This window comes from Pedobacter sp. V48, assembly GCF_000523515.1.
GTDB lineage: Bacteria > Bacteroidota > Bacteroidia > Sphingobacteriales > Sphingobacteriaceae > Pedobacter.
Map to the genome: position 1 here is coordinate 74,881 of NZ_AWRU01000019.1, position 19,647 is coordinate 94,527.

Below are 19,647 nucleotides of genomic sequence, written 5' to 3' on the forward strand. Positions count from 1 at the left end.
AAATGTACAGATTACTAATATTTAGTAATCTGTGCCACAATAACCTCAGGATCTATTTTAATAAAATGCCCCTGCCCCTCTTTTACTACAATTTTTAATTTCCCGCTAAGTTTCTTGTAATGTTGTTCTATCACCTTAGTATGCTCCTTAAACCAAGGATCCTGGCTTCCAGAAACAATTAGCAAGGGCACCCCCTCTTTTGCAATCGGACTAAGTCCGTCGAACAGATTCTTTTTGGTCATCAAACTGCGCATTACTGGATTCACAGCATAAATAGCAGAAACTTTTCCCGGATTTTCCATTGCCCATGCAAAACATTCTCCTGCATTAGCCCCTGATCCTTCTAATATTGGTTTCTTAGAGAATCCATGATCAGTTAACATTTTATAAACTCCATCCCACTGTTCCATTACTGCACCCGATTGTGCGGTAAGTGGGGTAATAACAATATGGTATCCTTGAGCCAGCAAAGCCTGATCTACCAGGGCATTCCTGTCCATCCGATCACTTCTAAAAACCCAGGGTTTGCCTGTGGCGGGCTTATTAGGTGCTATAATAACCATTGAAGATACACCATAACGACTCTTTCCTTTAACTTCATACTGCTCATAATAAGGGGTATAACCGGGACCTCTGGCAGTCATCCATGTATTTTCTTCTTTTAAATACAAGTAGCTATTTTCAGAATTATAGTAATATGATCTGATAAAGCCATCATCTATAAAATCCGGCAATGGCAATGCTTGAACAACATTTTTAACAACCCAATCTACAATAGGACTAGGATCGCGCAGACTGTGTGGATGATGGGCTGTACCCTCTTTAACCAGAATAGTCATTCTCCCACCCATTTGTAAATAAATATTTTCAATAGACAGTGTATTTTTTTCATACAAAAAATCTTCTGACCCGCAGATACTTAATAAAGGAACATCATGTCGGGCAAGCTCTGCTATTTTTGCCAGGCTTTCTGGCATGATTGCAGCGTTGTCTCCATAAATACACGATACCTGATCAGGGTGATTTACAGACCAGGCGTAGGCATTGATAGCTCCTCTACTCATTCCACCAAAGGCCGGTTTTTTTGAAAATCCATGTTCCTTGGTTAAAAAGGCATACCAGGCATCCCACTGTCTTCCAGCATCGCAGTTAATGTATCCTATAAAAAAACCCTTTTTTAACAGCTCAATTTCCGACTGCGGTTCATGATCCCAATAGAATCCTCTCCATGACCATGGATTTCCTGCGGCTTCAGTTTTTGGTACAATAACTAAACAGCGTACCTTACCTTTTACCTCAACATTAATCCCGAATCCTTCACTTTCAACAGCCTTAAATGGCGTTATTTCCAAGCTCAGCGTATCCATTAGAAAATCATAGCGGTCAAATCCCCTCCATATAGTTTTATCGCCTGAAAAGCCGGTTGTGGTCAACTGAGCGTGAGCTATATTAAAAATTGATGTGCAGATAAGTAGTACAGTAATAAGTACAGTAATTTTTCGCATCCGTGGTTTAATTTGGTTATGGTTTTGTAAGCAAAAAAACTAAATCTGGTTAATATTTACTTAATAAACCATTAATCAGAAAAATCTTTATCAATTTATGTGGAGCTAAAATTTAGCATATATTTGAAAGCACCCATTATTATATGAAGAAATTTATAGAAATTCTATGTTTAATAGTCTCTTTTGCCACATATGGTTGTTCAAGTACTACCGTAGAACAAGATAACGCCAAAACATTATATCGCGCTATAAGTAAAAATGATACTGCAACTTTTAAAATAAACATAACAGACAGGGAGTTCTTCGGACAGCTTGAGATAAATTACCATGGCCTCTATAAAGATTCCGGTGATGTAACCGGAATTGTAAAAGGAGACGAACTAAAGGGAACTTATCGCTTTCAGCATTATGGAGTTGAGACATGGCACAAAACTCCAATAGCTTTATTAAAAAAGAATGGAAAGCTTATTATGGGCGAGGGTTCAATGGAAATTTATATGAACATACGTTACTTCAAAAAAAACGTTCCAATCAATTATAAAGAACCTAAATTTGTGTTTAAAAAGATGCCGTAAACAATTAGCCGTGAATAGCTTCTTTGTTGCCAAAACTTTGGATAAGCTCACCTTCAAATTCAAGCCATTCTTTCCATCTTTTATCTACATCAATATCAATGGTGTATTTGCGGGCAAAGTTTAGAAAAGTAGTGTAATGGCCAGCTTCCGAAACCATCAGATCATAATAAAATTTTGCAAGCTCCTGATCTTTGATGTTTTGCGACAGTACACGGAAGCGCTCGCAGCTTCTGGCTTCAATCATTGCGGCAAATAAAAGACGGTCGATAAAAGCCGAGTTTCTGCTGCCATCTCTACGACTGAATTTAACCAATTGACCAACATAGTCGTCTTTACGTTCACGCCCAAGTGTATAACCACGTTTCTCAATTATGTCAACTACCATTTTAAAATGCTGCATTTCTTCAATAGCGATGGCTGTTAACTCCTGCACCAAATCCATATGTTCTGAATTATTGGCGATCAGGGTAATGGCATTCGTTGCTGCTTTTTGCTCACACCAGGCGTGGTCAGTTAAAATCTCTTCTAAATTTGATTCAGCAATGTTCGCCCAACGCGGGTCCGTCAATAATTTTAATCCAAGCATCGTAATAAATATCTTCTTTACGCCAAAATTAGTAAGATTTGCTTACTCTTCTGTACGCTTTTCCAGATCTTTTATACTAACCGTAATCATTTTACCTATTGGTTTACTGTTCAGGTAAGTTAAAACCCTTAAATGATCTGCTCCTTTAGGTATTGTAAGTGTATCTGCATACTTTGGAGAAAAGCTATCCGGATAAGTATTATCAAAGGTGTAATAGATGTCTAATTTCTTTATCTCGGTAGCCAATGCAATGCGCAGCTTTTTATTAACCGAGTCTTTTAAAGGTTTAATTGTGGCATCATATACACTTCTTGCATAATTTATATTAGCTACATCGTACCTTTCAAGATTGTGCTCCATTCGGGAAATAAAGCTATCCCATCCCTTGTTTTCTTTTTGCGACCAAAATACTTCGGCCAAGGCAAAAGCACGGGGCCAGGTCATGTATTCTACATGACGGTAATTCGGAACAGATTCTGTCCACAAATTGCCCTGACCTCCCAATATCAGTGAAGGATCAGGTATTTCAGCTGGAATGGGTTCAAAATTATAACAACTGGACAAGGTAAGCATAGAATAAGTCGGGGGCTCAACAGCTGGGTCGCCCTGATAAAGATCGAGGTAACAATTGTCGGCAGGCGTCATTATCACATGGTGATTCATTTTTGCAGCTTCGATGCCTCCTTTCATTCCTCTCCAGCTCATTACCGTAGCTTCGGGTGCCAATCCACCTTCCAGGATCTCGTCCCATCCCATCATTTTTTTCTTTTTAGACTTAACAATGGTTTCCATACGCTTGATGAAATAACTTTGCAGTTCTTCTGGAGTTTTCAGGTTTTCATCCTTCATTCTTTTCTGGCATTTTTTGCAGTCTTTCCAAAATCCCTTAAAACACTCATCACCACCAATATGGATATACTGACCAGGGAAAAGCGCTGCCACCTCTCCCAATACTTTTTCCATAAACACAAAACTTTCTTCGTTACCCGGACATAATGCATTGTCATCAACACCGTAAAAGGTATTGCCCACATTTACTTTAAAAGGTCCGCCTGTACAGGACAAGTTTGGATAAGCAGCAAGTGCAGCTAGACTGTGTCCGGGAACATCTATTTCCGGCAGGATAGTTACAAATCGCTGCTGAGCATATTTAACAATTTCCTTAACATCTTCCTGAGTATAATACCCTCCATAATCTGCAACCTCATTTTGTCCTTGTGGATCACGCTTCCACCACAAGCCCATTCTTGGTGCACGCCAGGCCCCTACTTCAGTAAGTTTGGGTAAGCTTTTAATTTCAATCCTCCATCCCTGATCATCAGTTAAATGCCAATGGAATACATTCATTTTGTATTTAGCAAGCTGGTTGATGTATTTTTTCACCACTTCTTTTGGGAAGTAGTGCCTGCTTACATCAAGCATTAAACCCCTCCACCCAAATCTTGGATAGTCTGTTATTTTAACACAGGGTATAGACCATGCTTTATTTTTAATAATCTCTGCACTTTCTATTTCTTTTGGCAACAGTTGCATTAAAGTTTGCATGCCATAAAAAAGACCTGCAGGCTTGTTTGCCTGAACCGTAATTTTTGTCGGCTTCACGTCTAAAGCATACCCTTCATCGCCTATCTGCTTATTGTAAGTTTTGTTGATAACCAACTGAATAGTTGAAACCCCACGCGTTGCATGGCCTAATGTAAAGCCCGTCGGTGCTTTGATCATAGCAGCAAACAATTCTGCTATTTCTTTATTAGCAGGAGCTGCAATCAGTTTAGTAGCTTTGCTTATTTTGAAGTTACCTGGAAGCCTTTGAAGCTTTACTGGTTGTGGAATTAGGGCTGGAGCGGTTTCTACAGCGAATACATTTATGGAGAATAGCATGTAAAGCGTAAATATTGCTATTCTGAAGTATCTGAAATTCATATTTAATCGATTAGTTAATTCTTTTTCCCTCTATCTTTTGGCCGGCCTGATAAAGGAAAAGGCTGCTGACTTTTCCCTCCTTATCTTTAACAAACTCTACTTTTGCTGAAACCACTTTTAAGAAGAACATATTCTCTGATTCTGCAAAAATCTCATTTTTACTTTGACCTGTAGCTTGGCCGAATAATCTCCCACCTTCCTGTGTAATAGCAATAGAAAAATTGGGTGCCAATTGATATTGGCCTACATATGTTAGTAATGTTGCCTCGGGTACTTTGATTTCTATAGAAGGCTTACTTTGAACACCAGCAATTTTATCTGGAATTGGTTTGCCAATGGTAATTGCAGCGATCTTATTTGCAACAGCATCCGGAGATTTAGCTGTAGAATTAGAAAGGACAACTACTAAAACCTTTTCTGTTGGCAGATAAGTGGCGTAAGATAAAAAACCATTTATACCGCCCCCATGCGAAATAGTTTTACTTCCCTGAAGCGAATCTAAGGCTAAGCCATACCCATACTTCAATTTCTCTCCATTGGCTAATCTATATGGAGTCAATGCCTTGTCAAGACTTTCCTTTTTTATTATTTTGTAGGAAAAAAGCATCTGGTTCCATTTGTACAAATCTTCAACCGTCGACATTAGTGATCCTGCTGCATAAGGGAGCTTCATACTGAGCAAAGCGGCATTGCCTAGTCCGTTTTCTATAGGATCGTACCCTGCAGCCCTATTCTTAATTATTCGTTCATTATCTCCATAATAGGAGCTGTTCATACCTGCAGGCTTAAAGATCTTATCTTCTATATATTTTCCATATGGTATTCCAGTAACCTTTTCTATAATGTACCCTAAAATGAAATATCCCGAGTTGTTATATTTATACTTAGTTCCAGGTGCAAAATCAACTGGTTGAGCCTTAATAATGTTGATAAGCTCAATTGGTGTCATATCATTACGCATCATCTTTCCAAAATCTGACATGCCTGTGTAGCTTTTTATGCCAGAAGTATGTGTAAGAAGGTGCTCAATGGTAATTTTCGTTCCGGTATTAGGATAGTCAGCAATATACTTGGTTATGTCGTCTTGTAGCCCCAGCTTACCCTGCTCCAGAAGCTGTAGTATCGCTACAGCTGTAAATTGCTTTGTAACAGAACCAATTTTGAAAACCATATCAGTTGTCATTGGAACATCCAGCTCTAGATTAGCCATTCCAAATGCCTTTTTATATATAGTTTTTCCATCTTTTGCTACCAAAGCAGCCGCTCCCGTTTCTCCCGGTTTAAATTGAGCCGCCAGCAACTCATCATATTTTGTCGCAAAGTTCCTGTCAGCTTGTGCACAGGTAATTTGAGTTGAAAGAAGAAGTAAAATAATTAGGTAGTAGCTCCTTTGCATAATTTTGTTTATTTAACTAAGTTTCTAAATAAAAAAAAGTGTTAGGCAAGACTCCATACTTTATAAGGTTAAACAACTAAGATAAATATTTACATTAGTAAACAACAGAATAAACATTGGTATATAGGTAACTTTTACAAGTTTCAACTGTTATTTATTTGATGGAGGAACTTAAATACAAGTATACCAGAAAACAAGAACTGGTTCACGGACTGATACATGGTATAGGAGTTGTATTTGGTGTTAGTGGTCTTCCGGTATTAGTGGGAATCTCAACGGCTCATGACAACGTCCCTGCAATTGTTGGTGCCGGCATATATGGCTTTTGTTTTATGCTGTTGTTTACTTGTTCAATGGTATACCACCTGGCGCTGGAGCCTGCAGTAAAAAGACTATTCGAAATCTTTGATCACATTAGTATTTATTTCCTAATTGCAGGAACTTACACTCCGTTCCTACTGATCTACATGAATAACCGTTTCGGAATTACCCTCCTTTCCGTACTATGGGGACTGACGCTTCTAGGTGTATTTTTTAAAATATGGTTCACAGGCAAGTTTAATATAGTGTCAACAATTATCTACCTGCTTATGGGCTGGATGATGGTAGTTGGAGGCAATAGATTCTTTTCAGTACTTCCGGAATCTGTGATCATTATGTTATTTATCGGCGCGGCATTGTATTCAGCCGGAACTATAGTATATATTTTTGGAAAACGATCCTATACACATTCCTTATGGCACGGTATGGTACTGGCTGCAGCAATTTGCCACTATGTAGCCGTTCTGCTTTCTATGTAGAGAAAAAATAGTAAAAAATAATTACCAGATTTGGGTGATATTTATATCCAAACAAGCACATACTATTAAAACATAGTTGCAATGGTTACAAAACTCAATAAAGATAAAGTAAGCGCCGATAATGAAGCTTTGCTGATGTCGCTGTACCAGGATACTTTTCCTCTTGTAGCAAGCCACGTGAGTAGAATGGGCGGATCATTTGATGAGGCCAAAGATATTTTTCAGGATGCACTGATCATTTATTATGAAAAAGTAAAGCATACCGGAATAGTGCTTAAGTACAGTGAAAAAGCATATCTTTTTGGCATTACCAAATACCTTTGGAATAAACGCTACAAAGAAACCAGCAAGCAGCTGCCCCTTGATCAATTAAATATTGAACTAGATGAAGAAGCAGCCCAGGCTGATTCCGTCTATGAGGAGATATCTTCTTCAAGATTACTTCATTTGATGCAAACGGCGGGTCAGAAATGCATGCAGCTCCTAAGCGCTTTTTATTATGAAAAGCTGAATATGGAAACATTGGCAGAGCGGTTTGGGTTTTCAAGCGCCCGATCAGCAACTGTTCAGAAATTTAAATGCCTGGAAAAAATAAAAGAAACTGTAAAAGAAAAATCACTGGAATATGAAGACATCATGGAATGAGCTACGTTTGATAGAGGATTTTCTTTTATCTGATACAGATACAGAAGATATACTCCTGTTTGAAGCCAATCTTTTGTTACAGCCAAATTTAAAGGAAAGTGTTTTTTGGCAGCAAAAAACATATAATCTGGTTCATAAATACGGAAGACTACAGCTAAGAAATGAAATAGAACAGGTACATGAAAAGCTGTTTACTGCTCCAGAGCATCGTTCTTTCAGGCAAAAGATCATGCAGCTTTTCGGCAAATAACCTCACGACTTAATAAACAATTACACCCCTCCAAACCAGAGGCTATGGCAATCTATGCCTAAAATTTAAATAACAACAGACATGAAAAACAATGAATTTCGCAATTACGCAATAAAACACCACCGGATCAACAGTTTATATTTAGATCGTCACATGTCCCGAACATCAGTTAACGTCGGCCCCTTTGCCATGACCCCTTACATCATCGAAGAACGGCAATTAAACGTAGCGCAGATGGATGTTTTTTCACGTTTGATGATGGACAGGATTATTTTTATTGGTGAACCTATTGATGACCGAAATGCCAATGTAATACAGGCACAATTGCTTTTTTTGCAATCTGCCGATGCGGACAAAGACATCCAGCTATATGTTAATTCTCCTGGTGGGTCAGTCTACGCCGGACTTGGCATTTATGATACCATGCAATATATAAGGCCTGATGTTGCTACAATCTGTACAGGAATTGCACTCTCTATGGCTTCTGTGCTGCTTTGTGCTGGTGCACCCGGGAAACGCTCTGCCCTGAAACATTCAAGGGTAATGATCCATCAGGCCTCGGGAGGAACGCAAGGAACGGCCGCAGATATGGACATCAGCATCAGAGAAGTACTTAAGATTCAAAACGAACTTTACCAGATCATTGCTGAACGTAGTGGTCAGAGTTATGATAAAATAAATGAAGTTGCTGCGCGTGATTATTGGATGACGGCTACAGAGGCCAAAGAATTTGGCATGATTGACGAAATATTGGGGTAAATCTATATGGTTTCATCAGCAATAACTTCAAGTGAGGCAAGGATAAACTATATTTGCATTGCCTAACCAAGAAACATGAACATTGAGCAACTTCAAAAACAGATTGATTTCATTCACGAAATCGATAAGGTAAAATATATACAGCGTAAAACAGCCTTTTCAATAGCAATCGTACGGAAAATGATGCGGAACATTGCTGGCACCTCGCTTTAATGGCTGTAGTCTTGTCTCGACACAGCAACCAAAAAATCGATCTCTTAAAGGTCATAAAGATGCTATTGATCCATGATTTGGTAGAAATTGATGCCGGAGACATATTTTTGTATGATACCTCTGTAAGTCACACAAATACCGAAGCTGAATTATCGGCAGCCAAGCGGATATTTGGCTTGCTGCCGTCTGAACAAGCTGATGAACTCATCTTAATTTGGAAGGAATTTGAAACAGGTGAAACCGCGGAATCTGAATTCGCCCGTGCAATGGATCGATTCGAGCCATTGCTCCAAAACAAATCAAACAACGGGGGCACCTGGAAAGAATTTAATATACCCTACGAGAAGGTCATAGAAAAGAAGAGCATCATTAATGAAGGATCACAAGTATTGTGGAATTACGCTAAAAATCTGATTGATAATAGCGTAGAAGAGGGAATTTTACAAAAAGGGCATGACACAATTTGAAAAACTTGCTGCTAAGCCTGTTTCATTACTACTCCTTATTCATCCTAACAATACGCGGATAAAATTTACCTTGAATATCAACCAAATCGTGCTGTGCAGTTATAACGGCTTCAATATCCTTATAAGCTAAAGGGTTCTCTTCAACCGTCCCCCCAATTAAGGTAACATCCGCATTAGAAAGCAGCTTTTTCATGGCTGACACGGTCATACTATCCTTAGCCTTTTGCCTACTCATAGCACGGCCTGCACCATGCGATGCAGAGTATAATGCATCGTTGCTTCCTTTGCCTGACACCAGGTAAGCTGGTGTTGTCATACTGCCGGGAATGATACCCAGTTCACCTTTATGCGCTGGTGTAGCGCCCTTACGGTGTACGATCACTTCTTTACCATTAATCAATTTATCTTTCCAGGCAAAATTGTGATGGTTCTCCACTACGTAGAGCGTCTTTAACCCTAATACTTTTAACAAGTTTTGGTGGATACGTTCATGACAAGCTTTAGCATAATCACCAGCCAGTGTCATAGTAAGCCAGTATTCCTGGCCTGCTTCGCTATTAATATCCAGCCAGGCCAGTTGTTGTGCATACCTTGGCAGCTTACAGCTATCCATAGCTCGTTTTGTATAGTGCTTAGCTATGGCCGCACCTAAACCACGGCTTCCGGAATGTGTTAATAAAGCCATATACTTTTTGGCTGGTAATCCTAAGGTATTACCAGCCAACAACTCGATTTCGCCAAACTCCACAAAGTGGTTACCGTTACCCGATGTACCTAATTGCCTTACTGCTTTACCACGTAATGGTTTCAAAAAAGGTATTTCATTGAACACCTGGCTATCTAAAACCTCGTGTTCCTGCCTAATATCCAAGCCACCTTCCATCCCAAAATGGGTATGATTTTTTAAGGCCTGTTTGATTTGGTATTCAAACCTTTTTATAAAACCATCACTTTCGTCAATGATAGAAAGCGCCATTCGGCAACCAATATCCATGCCCACGGCATATGGGATCACTGCATTATCTGTGGCCAATACAGCGCCAATAGGTAAGCCAAACCCCATGTGCGCATCAGGCATTAATGCCCCCTGTACACTCACTGGCAACAGCCTGGCAAGCTCCATTTGCTTTTTGGCTGAGTGCTCAATACCCTTACTGCCATATGTTTTACAGAATACTGGTTCGTCACGTAATTCATAAGTTTTAAACGATGGCACTTCAACTTTGCCAATCACCTTCTCAGCTATTTTACTTGTCAGTTCATTATCCAAAAATGCTTCTGGATCGCTCTTAATCTTCACCAACAAATCAAGCAATTCCTGCTTACTGTGGTGTTTGAAATTTTTTGAGGCTATGCCAATAACAAGGCTTCGCAGCTGATCGTTATGATACCCTATTTTACTTAAATCTTTTGCTCTTAAATTGCCCATGTGGGTTATGTTTCTAATTCCAGGTAAGCTTCTTTTGGGCTGTACCTGGATATGTTTTTAATTTTGTTAATGTATTTATCGCGCTCGTAAAACCAGCCGCCCCAGTGGTACCCTCTACCTCGCGTTAGCAAGTTGATGCGTGGTTCCAGATTATGATTATCAATATGGTTATTTATAAATGATAGCTCCCTTTCAATATCTACATCCATCAACTTTACATGCGTAACCATGTGCGGTGTAACTTTTAACCTATATCGCCAAGGTTCGGTAAATACGTATTTTACGTCTGTGCACCTGGCTTTAACATCAAAGGTTTCAACGCAGGTAAAGCAAGCCTTTTCGTCGTCGGTTAAATTCACGTTGTTAGCATGCCAGCTATAAGTGGAAAACTCACGCAATAGTTGTTGTTTCACTTCGTACTCATAGCGCTTTATACGTCGCCTCTTCCGTTTAAACGATTTATCGTAATGGTATTCAACCGTGTTTATCTTCGCAAGCAGTGTTTCGTAAAACGCTATCCTTGGACTATGTTTTAAATCTTCTTGAAGTACAAAAAAACGTTTCCAGCCACGTTGATAAGGATGTTCTAATGATACCAGTGGCAAAAGCCTCTTTTGTTGCCAAAGTTCTGCACGCAGTTGATCAAGCTTGATCAACTGCTTATCACGATCTGTTTTAACAAGCCGTTTTTTCTGACGTACCGATTTAATGCGGCACGACCATTCATGTGTGTGCATCACACTTTCATTTTAATTTTTCTTGAATTGATTTCTGATCTCAGTTCATCCTTATCTAAGGATATACCCTTTTAAAAGTGCTCAGAAAAATCCTATAAAATTTAGGCAGACAAAACAATGCAGAAGTTACTCATGCAACCGCTTAATTATTTATTAAAACAGGGGTTTGACTGCCTAATTAGGCAATGAGCGAAGGGGTCGATATGTAGATATGCTCTGTCATGATTCCTTGATATTTAAAGGTTAACAAATCAGGAATTAGATGCAAAGATAGATTTTTTTTTAATCCATGCAGAATAAAAAAATGGATCAAGCGGAATTCTTGGGGGGGAAGAAATTTTAAGCATAGATTTTAGAAAGTCTGAACAGAAAGAATTTGACATCTCTTACCCCTCTGGAAGTTGCCCTGAAAGCTTTGACCTTTGCATTGAATGATTCAGCAGAGGCGTTCGTTGATCTATTAGTAAAGAAATTCAGAATAGATAAATAATGAGCCTGTATGGATCTGGATACTGTTCTGAATGCTTCAATTGCGGAATCTTCCACATCATTATACCATAATGCCAGTCTTTTAAATGCCTGCTCCTTGCTTTTACATACCTTAAATATTTCGCCTAATCTGAGAGATAATTTATAAGCCTTTTTTAATTCTGGATATCGCTCAAAGAGTAGTTCCGCCCGATTTTTTTGAACCTGCGTCCACTTGCTATGGTGCTTGAATAGCAAATACCTGCTTCTGGCCAACAATTGCTTTAGCGTATCTCCATTGGAAAGCACCTCCCCACGGAAGATGGTTTTATCTCTCTTTGCTTGTTTAATCGCTTCATTTTCTGCATCCAAAGCTTCCCAGCGATATTTGATCCTGCATTCCTGTACAGCATCATAAGCAAGCTTTTGAACATGGAAACGGTCGATAACCCTGTGCGCATTGGTAAAACATCTCCTAATCGCTAACTGCATGTTTGCAGCCATATCCATGGTGACTTCCTGTACTCGTTTGCGAAGCCTTTCGGGTATTTTCTTCAGTACGGCGATAATATCCTCGGCTACTGTACCTTTGATCATTGCCACAATAGCGCCTTTACGACCTTTTGCAGTCTTATTGGTGATGATGGTATACAATTCTCCATTGGATAAAGCAGTCTCGTCGATACTCAAATATGGACTGATATTATTTGTAAACAACATCCACTGGTCTGCATGATCTTTTTGCTCCCAACTATTGTAATCACTGATATGCTCTTTGTATTGTTCCTGTAGTTGTTTGCCCTCTACCTGAAAGTAATGACCTAAATGGTAACAGCTGATTGGATGATTATCCAAATATTCCTTTTAAAAAAAGACCGAATTCCGTCGTCATTCGTGCCCCTTTTCTTACTAAATCCCAATCCCTGCTGATGATCTCTCCGGTCTTCTTAACTGTCCAACGACGCCGTTTAATGCATAAAGCGACTTTTTGACCGCGGATCGGAAAATCCTGGATACTCACCTCTGGAAAGAATCCTTTGGACTCAAGGTCTTTGTTTGAATAGCCATCAGGGGCTATATTTTTCTCTTCAAGGTAGATATTCAACATCTTACCTTCTTTTTCTACTTGTGTTAATTCAAAATAATCCAGAATACCTTCTGGTAATAATAAACTGATAAGGGTTTCTGCAGCTGCGCTCAAAATGAAAATTGTCGTTTGATTTACAATGGCAAAAGAAAGAAATTATTTTCTTCCCCCCAAGAATTCCGCTTGATCCCAATTTTCATTTTGAGCGCAGCTGCAGAAACCCTTATCAGTTTATTATTACCAGAAGGCATTCTGGATTATTTTGAACTAACACAAAGTAGAAAAAGAAGGTAAGATGTTGAATATCTACCTTGAAGAGAAAAATATAGCCCCTGATGGCTATACAAACAAAGACCTTGAGTCCAAAGTATTCTTTCCAGAGGTGAGTATCCAGGATTTTCCGATCCGCGGTCAAAAAGTCGCTTTATGCATTAAACGGCGTCGTTGGACAGTTAAGACGACCCGAGAGATCATCGAAACTAAGGGTCAACCTGCCCAAAGTCTTTACAGGTATAAATTCTATACCTGTGGATCAGTATAGTGATCTGTAATTTTGTTGGGTGAGGTTGAACAATTAAAAAACGAGATGATGACAACAAAAACAGAGGGGACTCTTATCTATGACGCTTTGTTAAGTGTTCCGTGGATGAACGAGCATGTGAAGGTGGATCTAAAGATCAGCAGGAAGCAGATCTTGTTATTAAGCCAGGTAATTTTAGAGGGGATACAAGCTACGGACGGGATGTTGTCAGAGCTACTTGCTATACTTCCAAAAGAAAGCAGCAGTGAGCTAAAGCAGCAAGTGGTGGAATTTTTACAGAAGGCCGGCTTATCGGAGTTGGAGGGAAAGCTAAAAACTTTAGAAGCAGGTAAGTAACCGATCGATGCCACCATGAGTGATGTTGTAAAAAAGCACCATAATATCAATAAATAACCCGCTGCCGCTTTGGCCTTCGCTACAAAAAATAAGCGATGGAAGGCCAAATCGGCAGCACCATTTCCGGCTCGCCNAAAAAAAATGCCTGTAATGCTATTTATGGTTAGCATTACAGGTATTTCAATAGTTGGAGTGTAAAGTTAGACGTTCTCTAAAGTCGCAATGTCGAATTTGTTCATTTTCAAAAATGCTTGCATTACCTTCTCCGCTTTAGCCGGATCGCTCAATAATTCCGCTAAGTTCGAAGGAACTATCTGCCAGGAAACACCAAATTTGTCTTTTAGCCAACCACATCTTCCCTCGCTGCCACCGTCGGCGATCAATGAGTTCCAGTAATGATCGATCTCCTGCTGATTGTCACAATCTACGGTAAACGAAATCGCTTCATTGAACCGAAATTCAGGTCCGCCATTTAAACCTGTGAACCGCTGACCGTTCAGTTCAAAATTTACTACCATAGGGTTAGCAGACGTGATCTTTGAATTTTTAAATATACCACAGTAAAATGTTGCTGCTGCCTCGGCTTGACCATCAAACCATAAGCATGGATAAATTTGTTTTGTCATATTCGTTATTCATTTTTTTATATAACAAAACTAGGATCGTCTGCAAAAGCAAAATAGAACAGTTCCGACAAAATCACATTTTGTGCGGTTTTAGCCATTTCGTTATATATTCTTTGGGCGTAAGGTTTGTAAATTCCTTAAATGATCTTATGAAATGGCTTTGATCTGAATAACCAAGGTCAAATGATACTTCGGTAAGCAAATCTCGTGGTAGCATAGATCAATTGGGTTTGCACTTTTGATTCAACGATTAAGCTGTAAATATAGTGGTCCAACAGCTCGATCATGTCGTTTACAGATACTGAATTTAGCAGTCTCTCCTGAAGTTCCCTTCCATATCTGCTGTTTACAAGTAGCAGATCTGTTGGGTTATCTGTTAACTCTTTTGCAGAAGTCCTAAATAAAGTGAGTAATGCAAAAGGTTTGAAGTAATAAACAATGATTATAAAATCATCCTCAATGGTCAGATATGTGGGAGTGATCGTTTGTCCGAAAAGCGTTAGGTAACCCGTGTTTTTTGTGCCGAGTATCCCTTTTTTCGTTTTAAAAATAAGGTACGGTACACCGTAAGCAAATATCGGCATAGAGGAAATTTTAACGCCAGGGTCGTTCTGCATTACCATTATCTCGGTAACATATTCACAAACAGTCTCGTTGGGAGATAAAATTTTTGCCTTCATAGGATTGATCCAACTTTAATTAGAGCTGAAATAGCTGGTCAGCCGCTAGATAAATGTAAAGAAACGCTCATAAAAGCTACTGAAAAAAAGCGACATCTTAGGTTAAATGATGCTCTATACCATAAATATGTTTAAAAAACTTCTAATAACATAACCTTCCTAAATTCTAACAAAAACTTTAAACATTAAAATGTTATTAGCAATTTGCAATTAATGAAAGGAGAAGACCTGATATAATAGCCACATTCAGAATAAGATATAAACATGAACACCACCATGAATATATGTTTTTAACAAACTGCAATTTGTCATTCGCAAACCATAAAAGACCTCACCATGAAAAACCTAGAAACATTTAATTTATCGGTTCCTCCGTCAGTGTTGGATGATCTGAAAGATCGTTTAAAAAATACCCGTTGGGCGGGTGAAGCAGAAGGCTCGGGCTGGAACTTTGGCACAAGTGAAACTTATCTTAAAGAATTAGTAGATTATTGGATCAATAAGTACGATTGGCGCAAACAAGAAGCGGAGCTTAATAGATACCCGCAATATACTGCAGATGTAAATGGCGTACAAATTCATTTTCAATACATCAAGAGCAAAGGCAAAGATTCCAGGCCCCTTCTGTTGACCCACGGATGGCCGGATAGTTATTATCGTTTTCACAAAATCATCCCACTACTAACCGAAGGCGATCAAAGTTTTGATCTGATCATCCCATCCATTCCAGGCTTCGGATTCTCTGAAAAAATTGCAGTCGCCAATGAAGCAGTAGCCGATTTATGGAAAGTATTGATGACCGAAAATCTTGGTTATCATAAATTTTATGCAGCCGGAGGCGATGTAGGTATGAGCGTTACTAAGGCCTTGGCATCTAAATATCCAGAAGTAGTTGCTGGGGTACATTTTACAGATGTTGGTTATCCTATGGGACAGGAGGATCCCAATACCATGACGGAAGCCGAAAAGCAATTTGCGCAATTTGTGCAACAGTGGTGGTACACCGAAGGTGCATATGCTATGGTACAATCTACCAAACCACAATCGCTAGCCTACGGTTTAAACGATTCACCTGTTGCACTAGCCGCCTGGATACTCAGTTTCGGCAATGCTGGAGCTTCTCCTGAGATTTTAGAAAAGGCGTTTGGTGGAAGGGATGAACTGCTCACTAACATTATGATCTATTGGGTAACGCAAACCATAGCTACTTCTGTTAGGATGTACAAAATGGATGCCATAGCTCAATGGAGCGGCGCAGAACCATTGCGGAAAAGTAATGTGCCCGCGGGTGTGGCCCTATTCCCAAGAGAAGCGCAATTCCCCAAAGAATGGGCAGAACGTTTTGTGCATGTGGTTAGCTTTAGGAAAATGAAGGAAGGAGGGCATTTTGCAGCTCTGGAGGTGCCAGATGTTTTTGCGGAAGAATTAAGAGATTTCTTTTACAGTATTGCTTAGTAGGTGCCAATGAAAGAGATAACATTTTAGGAAAAGTATTGTATGATATAATTAAAATCCCTAATATTGCATTCCCAAAACGAATAGGTTATGCGTCCTTAACGACGGACAAGAAGCGTTTTTGGAAGGCCAGACTCCTTCTTAGCTCAGCTGGTTAGAGCATCTGACTGTTAATCAGAGGGTCGCTGGTTCGAGCCCAGCAGAGGGAGCAGAATTAAAAAGCCCATTTCTTAATTGAAATGGGCTTTTTTGTGGAATATATCTATGGAGCTATCAGTGGTGCTGGGCAATCTTGACATTTTTTAACGATGATCTGTTTTCTCCTAACGCCCAGGTGTCCTTGTAGATCGGCTCCTTCAATTAGCACAGTGTAAGTTCCAGGGTTATCTGCTGCATAGAAGCCAATTGTTGCTTTCCCGTCCTTATCCGTGATAATATTTGGTGCCCAATATATTGTTGAGCGTATATCAGACATATCAGTAATGCTGCCTGCAGCATACTTAGGACTATAGAACTCCTTTGGGGTAATAAAAGGCATGGGTTTGTACAAATAAGTACCAGTACTCTTTTTCATAAATGGCCCTTTTCCGCCGCGGGTAGTTACTTCAATAAAGGCATGATCCCATGGTATATCCATGGGTTTGAGATAGGCACTAGTATACCTCATTTGATACCTACCACTTACCATTACCTCGATTCCTTTAATTTCTTCAGCATCGTAGTAATCAAAGATGTCCTTTAGGTACTGATATATTGGTGTTTCCGGCAAAATAAAAAATTCTGTATTTACACCGTCGATAACCAGATGGACAAACATACTGTGTACTCTATAATGGAGTTGGCCCGTTTTGTCGGGTCTTACCCCGAATCCCTTAACATTCTTACTCAGCAGATCCCCGAGGGTGGTTCTGCCTGCTTTTTTCAATTGTTCTTCGTCAATAATGACATCTGCGCCACCGGGACCATTTAAGTTTTTGGAATCTTTGATGACCTTTTTTGCATTAATAACTACCTCCTTAAGCAAATTACCTCCGGTTACCCGTAATTGTTCTTTTTTTAGTGCCACCCGATTATTAACAGTTAAATAGGTGCTGGTGTCAATATTTACAAACCATGGGACGATCGAATTGGTAACAGGAAGGAAAACAGGGGCTTTAAATTCATCCATTTCAATGCCCACATTAAAGCTTTTTCCCCTCTTGCTTTTAGCGCTTATAAAGTAAGCAGGGGTATCAATTGGAGCAATTCCCTTAAAAGTAAAATTTCCATTATCATCAGTAATACTCTCTAGCACAAGTAGCGGTTTTTTTGAGAATAATGTAATTGGAGATTTAGCGACTGGTTTATTGAAGGCATTGGTTACTTTGCCTTTTATTAAAAACTCTTCTTCACTAGGATAGACGAATGGTTTAGCTGGCTTAAAGACCGCGCCCCAATCGTAACCTGGCCAACCTTGTGCCATTAGCAAATGATTAAGATGCTGCCATTTTTCGAGATGAGTTGCAGCATCGTCGTAATACCCGGGATCTTCTACATTGCCTTTTAAGTCAGAAGTTAATAACATGTAGCTTACTATTGAATGCTCTGCAATACTGTCTTTTTTTACCTGTCCGTTATCTGTTACTGCAAGGGAAAAACTGCCTTGTATGGGCTTCCCGTTATTGTCAGTTACTTTAACATTTAAAGAAATGCTGTCTCTTTGCTGATAATCGCTTTTATCTGATTCCAATTGGATATTCAGCTGATCATCGTGATCGTTGTAAAACATGCGCTCATTCAGGCCGATTTTGTTCTCATTCACTAAAATGAGGCGAACTATACCACTTGGAAAGACCTGTTTATTTATAGTGAATTTAAGCTGGCCTTTACTGAATTTAACAAATGCACCCCAGCAAACTACATTTCTGGCCATGCCAATTAGGTAATACGTCTGATCGGCAGCAATGAGGTCTGATGTAGGTGTAAGCGCTATATCACAAGAATCACTTTTAAATCGATTGTTTACATTTAAGGTTATGCCGCTACTTTCAACAGATGGAAGCTGATAGGTCTGGTATTTCCCATCGGGCAATTGTATTCTGGCTGTATAGGTTTCAGTATTTTCAGGTAAGAGATTAAAAATACCTATTCCTGCATGTGTAGTTGTAAAAGATGTAATTTCCTGCTGTTTGTTGTTGTAAATTTTGCCTGATACAGCTGCTCCGTATCCATCTTCGTTTAAGGCCTTAAACGCAATATTAGTTTGCTGGCCTGCAACCAGCTTTCCGCCCTCGGGCATAAACTGGAGGTCTACTTTTTCTGGCCGGTTTAGTATAACAGGGATCGAAATCTTGCGACTACCCTGACTTTTGCGTAAATCCTGCACATCCAATGAGATATTTTTTGTCGATGTCTTTTCGGGCAAATCGAAACCTAACGTTAAAGCGCCGTCTAAACTGGTTTCAACTTTGTCTTTAAACCATGTTCTTCTTCCATCCGTAACACTCAGTTGCATTTCTCTTAATCCTACAGGAGCTTTGTCAAACTGAGTGATCTTCAACCCCATCTCAATTTTGTCCTTGTTGCTGTCCTTTATTAAATGTGCATTATAATTGATCAGCCATTCTGATCCGGCATCAGTGCTAACATAAAAATGTTTCTTAAAAAGGTAACGCTCTCCAAAGTTTCTCATCCAATTGGTGTATCCTGTTAACCTATATCCTCCTTGCATTAGATCTTGACCTAATCCTATATAACCATATGCCATTCCATGGTTTACAGGTACCATAATTCGCTGAATAAGTCGGTTGCTGTCATTTGAAAGTTCCAGATAAAGTACTCCGCTTTTATTAGAGTAGGTTAGAAAGGAGGCATTCAGTAAATAGGCTTTGAACCACAAGGTATCTCCGGCAAGATAAGATGGTTTGTCAGTTTGCAAGTAAAGTTTTTCTATAGAAAGACTGTCGTTTTGTGTATTAAGCTTAGCAATGATCTGACTTAGATTTTGTTTGGGAAGTACCTGAGAGTAGCTTGGTGAAATGTTGAAAAGATTAAGCAGGACACAAATAAAAATACTTGTTATAACATGAACAGCCTTAGTTTTCATAGTTCCAGTATCTGGTTAAGATGAGTTAATCTCTTATAAAGATACTGATACACAATCTTTTTTAAAAGAGACGATTGCGATCCG

22 protein-coding genes and 1 tRNA gene are annotated in these 19,647 nt (G+C 39.3%); 11 read left to right on the plus strand and 12 right to left on the minus strand.

The window, feature by feature from the left end; all coding sequences use genetic code 11:
• Positions 1-14 precede the first annotated feature (14 nt).
• The gene (locus N824_RS16635) at positions 15-1,505 is read right to left on the minus strand and encodes an alpha/beta hydrolase (protein WP_048906282.1); all 1,491 of its coding nucleotides are present in this window, start codon (positions 1,503-1,505) and stop codon (positions 15-17) included.
• A 143-nt stretch (positions 1,506-1,648) separates the two neighbouring features.
• Here N824_RS16635 and N824_RS16640 point away from each other — a divergent pair, with 143 nt between their 5' ends.
• On the plus strand, positions 1,649-2,080 hold the full coding sequence (locus N824_RS16640) for a hypothetical protein (RefSeq protein WP_048906283.1): 432 nt from the start codon (positions 1,649-1,651) through the stop codon (positions 2,078-2,080).
• Positions 2,081-2,084: 4 nt separating this feature from the next.
• Here N824_RS16640 and N824_RS16645 read toward each other — a convergent pair whose 3' ends face one another.
• From N824_RS16645 to N824_RS16655, 3 genes are read right to left on the minus strand one after another with little or no spacing between them, the layout of a single operon-like run.
• Complete coding sequence (locus tag N824_RS16645; protein WP_048906284.1) at positions 2,085-2,666, minus strand: tRNA-(ms[2]io[6]A)-hydroxylase; 582 nt, start codon at positions 2,664-2,666, stop codon at positions 2,085-2,087.
• Between the two features lie 42 nt (positions 2,667-2,708).
• Positions 2,709-4,589, minus strand: coding sequence for a beta-N-acetylhexosaminidase (locus tag N824_RS16650; protein WP_235207158.1), 1,881 nt, complete (start codon positions 4,587-4,589; stop codon positions 2,709-2,711).
• A gap of 10 nt (positions 4,590-4,599) precedes the next feature.
• A complete protein-coding gene (locus N824_RS16655) occupies positions 4,600-5,985 on the minus strand; it encodes a serine hydrolase (RefSeq protein ID WP_052334170.1) in 1,386 nt (461 codons plus the stop codon).
• 161 nt (positions 5,986-6,146) lie between these two features.
• On the opposite strand from N824_RS16655, the gene N824_RS16660 reads away from it, so the two are divergent.
• The 6 genes from N824_RS16660 to N824_RS16680 all read left to right on the plus strand — a co-directional run bounded on the left by N824_RS16660 (position 6,147) and on the right by N824_RS16680 (position 9,119).
• Positions 6,147-6,785, plus strand: a complete 639-nt coding sequence (locus N824_RS16660) for a hemolysin III family protein (protein WP_048906286.1) — start codon at positions 6,147-6,149, stop codon at positions 6,783-6,785.
• 81 nt (positions 6,786-6,866) lie between these two features.
• Positions 6,867-7,430 (plus strand): RNA polymerase sigma factor, encoded by a 564-nt coding sequence (locus tag N824_RS16665; protein WP_048906287.1) that lies wholly within the window; start codon positions 6,867-6,869, stop codon positions 7,428-7,430.
• A complete protein-coding gene (locus N824_RS16670; RefSeq protein ID WP_048906288.1) occupies positions 7,411-7,680 on the plus strand; it encodes a hypothetical protein in 270 nt (89 codons plus the stop codon). Before N824_RS16665 ends, N824_RS16670 begins: the two co-directional genes overlap by 20 nt.
• An 81-nt stretch (positions 7,681-7,761) precedes the next feature.
• Positions 7,762-8,439 (plus strand): ATP-dependent Clp protease proteolytic subunit, encoded by a 678-nt coding sequence (locus tag N824_RS16675; RefSeq protein ID WP_048906289.1) that lies wholly within the window; start codon positions 7,762-7,764, stop codon positions 8,437-8,439.
• Positions 8,440-8,514: 75 nt separating this feature from the next.
• Positions 8,515-8,652, plus strand: coding sequence for a hypothetical protein (locus tag N824_RS34375; protein ID WP_235207159.1), 138 nt, complete (start codon positions 8,515-8,517; stop codon positions 8,650-8,652).
• Complete coding sequence (locus N824_RS16680; protein WP_235207160.1) at positions 8,652-9,119, plus strand: HD domain-containing protein; 468 nt, start codon at positions 8,652-8,654, stop codon at positions 9,117-9,119. Before N824_RS34375 ends, N824_RS16680 begins: the two co-directional genes overlap by 1 nt.
• 28 nt (positions 9,120-9,147) lie before the next feature.
• On the opposite strand, the gene N824_RS16685 is transcribed toward N824_RS16680, so the two are convergent.
• From N824_RS16685 to N824_RS16700, 4 genes are all read right to left on the minus strand, one after another.
• Positions 9,148-10,548 carry an RtcB family protein gene (locus N824_RS16685; RefSeq protein WP_048906290.1) on the minus strand — a complete coding sequence of 467 codons (1,401 nt, stop codon included), beginning with the start codon at positions 10,546-10,548 and terminating at the stop codon, positions 9,148-9,150.
• A gap of 5 nt (positions 10,549-10,553) precedes the next feature.
• Positions 10,554-11,288 (minus strand): hypothetical protein, encoded by a 735-nt coding sequence (locus N824_RS16690; RefSeq protein WP_161662330.1) that lies wholly within the window; start codon positions 11,286-11,288, stop codon positions 10,554-10,556.
• Positions 11,289-11,624: 336 nt separating this feature from the next.
• Positions 11,625-12,608, minus strand: a complete 984-nt coding sequence (locus N824_RS16695; RefSeq protein WP_048906292.1) for a transposase — start codon at positions 12,606-12,608, stop codon at positions 11,625-11,627.
• The gene (locus tag N824_RS16700) at positions 12,601-12,954 is read right to left on the minus strand and encodes a transposase (RefSeq protein ID WP_084498366.1); all 354 of its coding nucleotides are present in this window, start codon (positions 12,952-12,954) and stop codon (positions 12,601-12,603) included. Before N824_RS16700 ends, N824_RS16695 begins: the two co-directional genes overlap by 8 nt.
• A gap of 181 nt (positions 12,955-13,135) precedes the next feature.
• Between N824_RS16700 and N824_RS16705 the strand changes: the two genes are divergently transcribed.
• Both N824_RS16705 and N824_RS16710 read left to right on the plus strand, forming a co-directional pair.
• The gene (locus tag N824_RS16705; protein ID WP_052334172.1) at positions 13,136-13,381 is read left to right on the plus strand and encodes a hypothetical protein; all 246 of its coding nucleotides are present in this window, start codon (positions 13,136-13,138) and stop codon (positions 13,379-13,381) included.
• Between the two features lie 45 nt (positions 13,382-13,426).
• The gene (locus N824_RS16710) at positions 13,427-13,717 is read left to right on the plus strand and encodes a hypothetical protein (RefSeq protein WP_048906293.1); all 291 of its coding nucleotides are present in this window, start codon (positions 13,427-13,429) and stop codon (positions 13,715-13,717) included.
• 200 nt (positions 13,718-13,917) lie between these two features.
• On the opposite strand, the gene N824_RS16715 is transcribed toward N824_RS16710, so the two are convergent.
• The 3 genes from N824_RS16715 to N824_RS16720 all read right to left on the minus strand — a co-directional run bounded on the left by N824_RS16715 (position 13,918) and on the right by N824_RS16720 (position 15,023).
• Entirely contained in the window at positions 13,918-14,343 is a 426-nt protein-coding gene (locus N824_RS16715) for a VOC family protein (RefSeq protein WP_048906294.1), read from the minus strand.
• A 73-nt stretch (positions 14,344-14,416) separates the two neighbouring features.
• A complete protein-coding gene (locus N824_RS38500) occupies positions 14,417-14,560 on the minus strand; it encodes a helix-turn-helix domain-containing protein (RefSeq protein ID WP_084498367.1) in 144 nt (47 codons plus the stop codon).
• Positions 14,523-15,023 carry a DUF6597 domain-containing transcriptional factor gene (locus N824_RS16720; RefSeq protein ID WP_048906295.1) on the minus strand — a complete coding sequence of 167 codons (501 nt, stop codon included), beginning with the start codon at positions 15,021-15,023 and terminating at the stop codon, positions 14,523-14,525. Before N824_RS16720 ends, N824_RS38500 begins: the two co-directional genes overlap by 38 nt.
• Before the next feature lie 336 nt (positions 15,024-15,359).
• On the opposite strand from N824_RS16720, the gene N824_RS16725 reads away from it, so the two are divergent.
• Together N824_RS16725 and N824_RS16730 are read left to right on the plus strand one after the other, a co-directional pair.
• Entirely contained in the window at positions 15,360-16,478 is a 1,119-nt protein-coding gene (locus N824_RS16725) for an epoxide hydrolase family protein (RefSeq protein ID WP_048906296.1), read from the plus strand.
• 135 nt (positions 16,479-16,613) lie between these two features.
• A tRNA-Asn gene (locus tag N824_RS16730) sits at positions 16,614-16,687 on the plus strand.
• Between the two features lie 53 nt (positions 16,688-16,740).
• Here the strand turns inward: N824_RS16730 and N824_RS16735 are convergent.
• On the minus strand, positions 16,741-19,563 hold the full coding sequence (locus N824_RS16735; protein ID WP_048906297.1) for a carboxypeptidase regulatory-like domain-containing protein: 2,823 nt from the start codon (positions 19,561-19,563) through the stop codon (positions 16,741-16,743).
• Positions 19,564-19,647: the final 84 nt, after the last annotated feature.